The sequence below is a fragment of the Bacillus stratosphericus genome (genome assembly GCF_020524495.1).
GTDB lineage: Bacteria > Bacillota > Bacilli > Bacillales > Bacillaceae > Bacillus > Bacillus stratosphericus_B.
The window spans coordinates 1-7669 of record NZ_JAIVLB010000063.1; the positions used below are offsets into that span (position 1 = coordinate 1).

The following is a 7669-nucleotide window of genomic DNA, read 5'->3' on the forward strand; positions in this document are numbered from 1 at the left end:
TATTATTATAACAACATTCGTATTCAAACAAAACTAAACAACCAATCACCGATAAACTATCGGCAATTGGCTGTATAAAGGTGTTTTGATCCCTGTCTCAAAAACGGGGGTCAGTCCCATGTTCAGCTGCAAGCTTTTTTTATTTGCGTTTTCTGCCAAGACCCATGGCATTCTCCATTTTTTTCAGCATTTTATTTGCCGCACGGTTTGCCTTTTCAGCACCTTCATCTAGAATGCGGTCAAGCTCATCTGACTCAATGAGATCATAGTAGCGATCTTGTATTGGTTTTAAAGCATCTAACACAACGTTCGCAAGATCTCCTTTAAATTCACCATAACCTTTACCTTCATACTTTTGTTCAAGCTCCGCAATTGATACGTTACCTAATACAGAATAAATCGTCAGCAGGTTGGCGATTCCAGGCTTGTTTTCTTTGTCATATTTGACGATCCCCTCTGAATCGGTCACAGCACTTTTAATTTTCTTTTCTAGCTGCTTTGGTTCATCTAATAAGGTAATGAAGGACTTTTGGTTCGGATCTGATTTGCTCATTTTTTTCGTTGGATCAGTTAAAGACATGATCCGAGCACCTTCTTTTGGAATTTTTACTTCTGGTACAGTAAAGATATCGTTATACTTTCGGTTAAAGCGCTCAGCAAGCATTCTTGTCAATTCAAGGTGCTGCTTTTGATCCTCACCGACAGGGACTAAATCAGTACCGTATAATAAAATATCACCAGCCATTAATGGCGGATACGTTAACAGCCCTGAAACGACAGCCTCTTTACCAGCGGATTTGTCCTTAAATTGGGTCATTCTTTCTAATTCCCCTATATAAGCAACACATTGCAACATCCATCCTGCCTGGGCGTGAGCAGGTACCTCTGATTGGATAAAGAGTGTCGCCTTCTCTGGATCAAGTCCTACTGCCAAATAAAGAGCCGCTAAGCTTCTAATATTTTGACGAAGAGCTAAACGATCCTGTCTCACTGTAATGGCATGCTGATCCACCACACAAAAATATCCATGATAGTTATCCTGCAAATCAACAAATTGCTTCATTGCTCCAATATAGTTCCCTAATGTCACAGAACCGCTAGGCTGAATGCCTGAGAAAATCGTCTTCTTAGTCATACTAAAACCTCTTTTCTTCAATATAAAAAGGCCCACCCATCACTTTTCAACAGAAAAGGGACGAATGAACCGTGGTACCACCCTTGTTATTTCAATCAGAAATCACTCAAGACGTTGATAGCGGAGACTGCTCCGTCTATACCTACTAACTTTTGCTAAGTGTTCGGTTAGATGCTCCAAAGCCCATTCCATACATGCCATTATCTGCTCCCACCAGCCGCAGACTCTCTGTAAATGGTGAATATATGTACTCTTCTTTTTCATCGCAACAGTATGTCTATCCATTATAAAGGATGACCATGAAAATGTCACGAAGCCCCTTATGTGACCTTCTCTTCATGTCGTTTGACACTTAAAATTTTAAATAAAATATAAATTATCTTTCAGAATTTTTTAAAAAAGGACGATTAATTATATGTATAAAACTTTATTATTATGGAATTTGGTAAATTATTTTAATCAATTTACGCTTTAATTTGTTGAAGTGATTAAGACTTTAGTTTATAAAAATCCCTCTTTATCCCCATTTATGTTTTTAAAAAATATATAAAATTGATATTGCAATAAATTATTCTATTCATTATAATGAATTTGTTCACACGTTTGTGCTAGGCTCTTTACATAGTGAAAATTCAGAAAAAACAAAAGAAATAGAAAGTAAGTTATTTGGGGACTTTTTTACGCTATTTCTTAAATCTGAATTTCATCTCTATCGAGACCTTTGAACTAAAACATATTATAAGGGGGAATACAGTTGAAAAAGCGTTGGTCTGTTGTTACTTTAATGCTTATTTTCACACTTGTATTAAGCGCTTGTGGTTTCAGTGGAAACAAATCGGGCGACGGCACGAGCAGTTCTGGAAAGGCTAAAACAACATTAAATGTAAATATCTCCACTGAGCCTTTTTCTTTACATCCGGGTTTGGCAAATGATTCAACTTCAGGAAGTGTCATCCGTCAGACTTTTGAAGGATTAACAAGAATAAACGCTGAAGGTAAGCCAGAAAATGCGATGGCTTCTGATATCAAAACAAGTGCTGATGGGAAAACATACACTTTCACACTTCGTGATGCAAAATGGTCTAATGGTGATCCTGTTAAAGCAGAAGATTTCGAATATGCTTGGAAATGGACATTAGATCCTAAAAATGAATCTCAATATGCTTATCAGCTTTACTATATTAAAGGTGCTGAAGCAGCTAACAAAGGGAAAGCAAAAGTTGCTGATGTTGGTGTGAAAGCTAAAGACGACAAAACGCTTGTAGTTGAGCTAGAGAACCCAACACCGTTCTTTACTGAACTAACTGCATTCTATACGTATATGCCAGTCAACAAAAAAGTGGCTGAAAAGAATAAAAACTGGTACACAAATGCTGGTGAAAACTACGTTTCTAACGGTCCATTCGTTCTTTCTAAATGGAAACATGGCGGTTCTATCACGCTTGAAAAGAACGATGAATACTGGGATAAAGACACTGTAAAACTGAAAACGATTAACATGTCTATGATCAAAGATACAAACACTGAGCTTAGCATGTTCCAAAAAGGCGAGCTTGACTGGGCTGGTTCTCCAACTGGAAGCCTTCCAAATGAGTCTCTAAAAACATTGAAAAAAGATGACGATCTTAAAATTCAAACGATCGCTGGTATCTATAACTACAAATTCAACACAGAAGTAAAACCTTTAAATAATGCAAACATCCGTAAGGCCCTTGCATACTCAATCAACCGTCAAGCAATTGTTGATAAAATTACACAAGGTGAACAAGTACCAGCTATGGCAATCGTTCCTCCCACAATGCAAGGTTTCGAGGACAACAAAACTGGCTACTTCAAAGATCATGATGTAACAGCCGCTAAAGAACTTCTTGAAAAAGGTGCCAAAGAATTAGGCTATAAGTCTGTTTCTGATCTTCCACCATTGAAATTGTCTTACAACACGGATGAAGGCCACCAAAAGATTGCACAAGCAATTCAAGAAATGTGGAAAAGAGACCTAGGTGTTAAAGTTGAACTTGATAACTCTGAGTGGAACGTTTATATCGATAAACTGCACAGTGGAGATTACCAAATCGGACGTATGGGCTGGTTAGGTGACTTCAACGATCCAGTGAACTTCCTTGAGCTTTACAAAGATAAAGACGGTGGAAACAATGACACTGGATGGGAAAGCAAAGAGTACAAACAATTATTGAATGATTCTGCGAAAGAAACAGATAAATCAAAGCGTGAAGAAATGCTGAAAAAAGCAGAAGAAATTATCATCAACGATATGCCTATAGCACCAATCTACTTCTACACTCAGCTTTGGGTACAAGATCCAAAACTTAAAGGTGTCGTCGTATCTGGACTTGGTGATGTTCAATACAAATGGGCATATTTCGAAAAGTAAGATTATAGAGTAAGAGATCTATGTCAAGGATCTTAAGGTATATGGAGGATGTCTCTCCATATACCTTTCTTGCTGATTAGAGAAATTGTTGTAAAATCATGGAGGTGCAATTCCGTTGCTTAAATATATCGGTAAGCGATTAATATATATTTTAATCACACTGTTTGTTATTGTAACTGCAACTTTCTTTCTCATGCAGGCAGCACCTGGTGGTCCATTCTCTGGAGAGAAGAAACTTCCTGCTGAAATTGAAGCCAATCTAAATGAGCACTACGGATTGGACAAGCCTTTATTTGTTCAATATGTCAGCTACTTAGGTTCGGTTGCAACATTAGATTTTGGTCCCTCATTTAAATATAAAGGACAAACTGTAAATGACTTAATCAGTTCTGGATTCCCCGTTTCCTTTACCCTCGGAATTGAGGCAATTCTCCTCGCATTAGCATTTGGTGTATTGTTTGGGGTCCTTGCAGCGCTTTATCATAATAAGTGGCAAGACTATACAATTGCCATTTTAACGATCTTTGGAATTTCCGTTCCAAGTTTTATTTTAGCAGCGCTATTACAATATGTATTTGCATCTGAGGCAAGCTCTTTAGCGATTTTCCCAGTTGCAGGATGGGAGTCTTGGGCAAGCACCGTGCTACCTTCTATTGCACTATCCTTCATGCCAATGGCCTTTATTGCTAGACTTTCACGGTCAAGTATGCTTGAAGTACTAAACAGTGACTACATTAGAACGGCTAGAGCGAAAGGATTAACGAAATCAGCTGTTACGATCAAACACGCCATTCGAAACGCATTGTTACCTGTTATTACATACATGGGACCAATGGCCGCTTCAGTTTTAACCGGTAGTTTTGTCGTTGAGAAGATTTTTGGTATTCCTGGATTAGGCTCTCACTTTGTCACAAGCATTACAAACCGTGATTACACTGTCATTATGGGTGTGACAGTCTTCTACAGTATCATTCTATTAATCAGTATTCTAATTGTTGACATCCTCTACGGTATTATCGATCCTAGAATTAAACTGACGAAGGCGAAGAAAGGGGTCTAACACATGGAAGAGATGAGAAAAGATTTATTTGTGCCTGCGACGGCTGACGCAGCAGAATCTGAAAAAATTTCTAAACCTAGTCTATCTTTATGGAAGGATGCTATGCTTCGCTTCCGTGCAAATAAACTTGCAATGGTAGGGCTCACAATCATTTTTATTATTGTGATACTGGCAATCTTCGTTCCGATGTTTTCTAAATACGATTACTCGACGACAGATTTGCTTAATGCAGACCAGCCACCTTCAAAAGAACACTGGTTTGGTACAGATGATTTAGGACGAGACATGTTTGTTCGTACATGGGTAGGTGCAAGAATTTCGATCTTCATCGGTCTTGCTGCAGCTATTCTTGACGTGATCATCGGCATTATCTGGGGAAGTATTGCTGCATTCAAAGGCGGCCGTACAGATGAAGTCATGATGCGTATTGCAGACGTTTTATGGGCTATTCCAACATTACTAATGGTTATCTTAATGATGGTTGTTCTACCAAAAGGTTTATTGACGATTATCCTCGCCATGACAGTTGTAGGCTGGATTAACATGGCACGTATTGTTCGGGGACAAGTTCTACAATTGAAAAGCCAGGAGTACGTTCTTGCAGCACAAACATTGGGTGCGAAAACTTCTAGACTGTTATTTAAACATTTGATTCCAAACTCAATGGGACCAATTCTTGTCACGATGACACTAACGATCCCTTCTGCTATTTTCACTGAGGCATTCTTAAGCTATCTAGGACTCGGTGTACCAGCTCCATTAGCTAGTTGGGGAACAATGGCGTCTGATGGAATCCCGGCCATGACGTACTATCCGTGGAGATTATGGTTCCCAGCCGCATTTATCTGTATAACAATGTTTGGTTTTAACGTGGTTGGAGACGGACTAAGAGACGCTTTAGATCCGAAGTTGCGTAAATAAGGAGTGATTAGGATGGAACGTGAACGTATTCTAGAGGTCAAAGACCTTGCAATCTCATTTAAAACATATGGTGGAGAGGTTCAAGCCATTCGTGGTGTGAACTTCCATTTAAATAAAGGCGAGACACTCGCAATTGTAGGTGAATCTGGTTCTGGTAAAAGTGTGACATCACAGGCCATCATGAGACTAATTCCGATGCCTCCAGGTTATTTTAAGCGCGGAGAGATCCTGTTTGATGGACAAGATATCATTAAGAAAACGGAAAAACAAATGGAAGCGATTCGAGGAAAAGACATCTCTATGATTTTCCAGGATCCTATGACGTCTTTGAACCCTACGATGAAGGTCGGGAAACAAATTACAGAAGTACTATTCAAGCACGAACATATTTCAAAAGAAGCGGCTGAAAAAAGAGCCATTGAATTATTAGAGCTAGTTGGGATTCCAATGCCTGAAAAAAGAATCAAACAATATCCGCATGAATTTAGTGGCGGGATGAGACAAAGAGTTGTCATCGCAATGGCACTAGCGGCAAATCCAAAGCTATTGATTGCCGATGAGCCGACAACTGCACTTGATGTAACGATCCAGGCACAAATTTTAGAATTAATGAAAGAAATTCAGCAAAAAGTGGAAACATCGATTATCTTCATTACCCACGATCTAGGTGTCGTCGCCAATGTAGCTGATCGTGTAGCCGTCATGTATGCAGGGCAGATTGTTGAGACAGGTACTGTCGATGAAATTTTCTACAATCCGAAACATCCATATACATGGGGACTTTTAGCATCAATGCCAAGTTTAGATACAGATGGTGGATCTGAAGGGAAGCTGTCAGCGATCCCAGGGACACCGCCAGATCTAACAAACCCGCCGAAAGGAGATGCATTTGCACTCCGCAGCGATTATGCAATGAAAATTGACTTTGAACAAGAACCGCCAATGTTCAAAGTATCAGATACGCATTATGTAAAATCATGGCTACTTCATCCAAATGCACCTAAAGTTGAACCGCCTGCTTCAGTAAAGGCGAGAATGCGTGAACTAGAAGGTAGCTACGAAAAACCTGTATTAGTAAAAGAGGGTGAATAGCATGGCAGAAAAACTGTTAGAAATTAAAAATTTAAAGCAGCATTTCCATACAGTAAGAGGAACTGTGAAAGCGGTAGACGGTGTCTCATTTGATATTTACAAAGGTGAAACACTTGGACTTGTAGGTGAATCTGGATGTGGTAAATCCACAACCGGTCGTACCATCATCAGGCTTTATGATGCGACAGATGGAGAGGTTCTCTATAAAGGGGAAAGCGTACATGGGAAGAAATCAAGACAAAAAATGCTTGAATTCAATCGCCAAATGCAGATGATTTTCCAAGATCCATATGCTTCACTAAATCCTAGAATGACAGTCCTAGACATCATTGCAGAGGGCATTGATATTCATGGCCTTGCGAAAACACAGCAAGCGCGTAAAGAGCGTGTGTATCAATTGCTTGAAACAGTTGGTTTGAACAAAGAGCATGCAAACAGATACCCACATGAATTTTCAGGTGGTCAGAGACAGCGTATTGGAATTGCCCGTGCATTAGCTGTTGAGCCGGACTTCATTATTGCCGATGAACCAATCTCTGCACTAGATGTGTCGATCCAAGCGCAGGTCGTCAACTTAATGAAAGAACTGCAAGAAGAAAAGGGCTTAACCTATTTATTCATTGCGCATGACCTTTCGATGGTGAAATACATTAGTGATCGTATCGGCGTGATGTATTTTGGAAAATTGGTTGAGCTGGCACCAGCGAATGAATTATACGAAAACCCGCTTCATCCATATACAAAATCTTTACTATCTGCAATTCCGCTTCCAGATCCTGATTATGAGCGTAACCGTAAACGGATTAAATACGATCCATCTGTTCATAAAGGAACAAACACCGAGTTCCGTGAAGTGAAGCCAGGTCACTTTGTGAGTTGCACAGAGGAAGAGTTTAAAGAGATCAAGGCGAAACAATAAGAACGGAAAAGAAAGCACTGCAAGGTCAGTGCTTTCAGCTTGTAGACAAAGTCTACAAGCTTTTTTGTATAATAAGGGTAATAACACAATTCTGCGGGGGATGAACATGTTATCGAAACGTGAAGAAGAGAGAAGAAATCAATTAGAAGT

General features: G+C 39.5%; 7 protein-coding genes and 1 other annotated feature. Of the genes, 6 read left to right on the forward strand and 1 reads right to left on the reverse strand.

Features of this window, described 5'->3' with window-relative positions; translation table 11 throughout:
* Nucleotides 1-78: IS3 family transposase (locus LC033_RS17460; protein ID WP_326849188.1), on the forward strand; the 78-nt coding region annotated here is incomplete at its 5' end.
* 61 nt (nucleotides 79-139) lie between these two features.
* Here the strand turns inward: LC033_RS17460 and trpS are convergent.
* Nucleotides 140-1135, reverse strand: coding sequence for a tryptophan--tRNA ligase (trpS, locus tag LC033_RS15945; protein ID WP_226570116.1), 996 nt, complete (start codon nucleotides 1133-1135; stop codon nucleotides 140-142).
* 53 nt (nucleotides 1136-1188) lie between these two features.
* Nucleotides 1189-1408 (reverse strand) — a binding site (T-box leader).
* 481 nt (nucleotides 1409-1889) lie between these two features.
* On the opposite strand from trpS, the gene LC033_RS15950 reads away from it, so the two are divergent.
* From LC033_RS15950 to LC033_RS15970, 5 genes are all read left to right on the forward strand, one after another.
* The gene (locus tag LC033_RS15950) at nucleotides 1890-3527 is read left to right on the forward strand and encodes an oligopeptide ABC transporter substrate-binding protein OppA (RefSeq protein WP_226570118.1); all 1638 of its coding nucleotides are present in this window, start codon (nucleotides 1890-1892) and stop codon (nucleotides 3525-3527) included.
* 115 nt (nucleotides 3528-3642) lie between these two features.
* Nucleotides 3643-4587, forward strand: coding sequence for an oligopeptide ABC transporter permease OppB (locus LC033_RS15955; RefSeq protein ID WP_226570120.1), 945 nt, complete (start codon nucleotides 3643-3645; stop codon nucleotides 4585-4587).
* A gap of 3 nt (nucleotides 4588-4590) precedes the next feature.
* A complete protein-coding gene (locus LC033_RS15960) occupies nucleotides 4591-5508 on the forward strand; it encodes an oligopeptide ABC transporter permease OppC (RefSeq protein ID WP_226570122.1) in 918 nt (305 codons plus the stop codon).
* Between the two features lie 12 nt (nucleotides 5509-5520).
* Nucleotides 5521-6600, forward strand: coding sequence for an oligopeptide ABC transporter ATP-binding protein OppD (locus tag LC033_RS15965; RefSeq protein WP_264188793.1), 1080 nt, complete (start codon nucleotides 5521-5523; stop codon nucleotides 6598-6600).
* A gap of 1 nt (nucleotide 6601) precedes the next feature.
* Nucleotides 6602-7519 (forward strand): oligopeptide ABC transporter ATP-binding protein OppF, encoded by a 918-nt coding sequence (locus LC033_RS15970; protein ID WP_226570126.1) that lies wholly within the window; start codon nucleotides 6602-6604, stop codon nucleotides 7517-7519.
* The last annotated feature ends 150 nt before the right edge of the window (nucleotides 7520-7669 follow it).

Coding starts and splice junctions, on each gene's coding strand:
- trpS (WP_226570116.1), bottom strand. CDS start 1,135: ATGACTAAGAAGACGATTTTCTCAGGCATTCAGCCTAGCGGTTCTGTG.
- LC033_RS15960 (WP_226570122.1), top strand. CDS start 4,591: ATGGAAGAGATGAGAAAAGATTTATTTGTGCCTGCGACGGCTGACGCA.
- LC033_RS15965 (WP_264188793.1), top strand. CDS start 5,521: ATGGAACGTGAACGTATTCTAGAGGTCAAAGACCTTGCAATCTCATTT.
- LC033_RS15970 (WP_226570126.1), top strand. CDS start 6,602: ATGGCAGAAAAACTGTTAGAAATTAAAAATTTAAAGCAGCATTTCCAT.